Origin of the sequence: Limnospira sp. PMC 289.06 (assembly GCF_032350395.1) — a bacterium.
GTDB classification, from domain to species: Bacteria; Cyanobacteriota; Cyanobacteriia; order Cyanobacteriales; family Microcoleaceae; genus Limnospira; species Limnospira platensis.
On the sequence record NZ_JARPLC010000512.1, the window covers coordinates 1 to 399 of the forward strand.

General features: G+C 35.3%; 1 protein-coding gene. It reads left to right on the plus strand.

Annotated elements, in window-relative coordinates:
• On the plus strand, positions 1 to 302 hold a 302-nt coding region (locus P5674_RS26045; protein ID WP_315670505.1), incomplete at its 5' end, for a hypothetical protein.
• Positions 303 to 399: the final 97 nt, after the last annotated feature.

Consider the following 399-nt stretch of genomic DNA (forward strand, 5'->3'; position numbering starts at 1 on the left):
CGTTAACCCCCTTGATGTATATCGGTCATTCCCTATATATCAAAGTTCCAATTTCAGGCGTAAAGGGGTTTACGTGGCCATCAACTTTAGTTAAGTTTGATAAGGATTTTATTGCTTATTTTATAGGCGAAATTCTTAAAAAATTAATCCCATTACATCCTGACAAACTTGAGGAAATTTGTACAGAAGCCCTAGAGTTCTACAGAGAAGAATGGAATATATATCAAGCCGAAAACGGCGGGGATAGAGAACCTGATAATCCTAATACATCTTTCGGAGTGTACCCAAAAGATGAAAAATAAATACAATGCTAGAGGACAAAAAATAGACGGCTATTATTTTCCAAGTGCATTTGAATGTAGGGTTTATCACCTTCTACGAAAACATGATAATCAATTG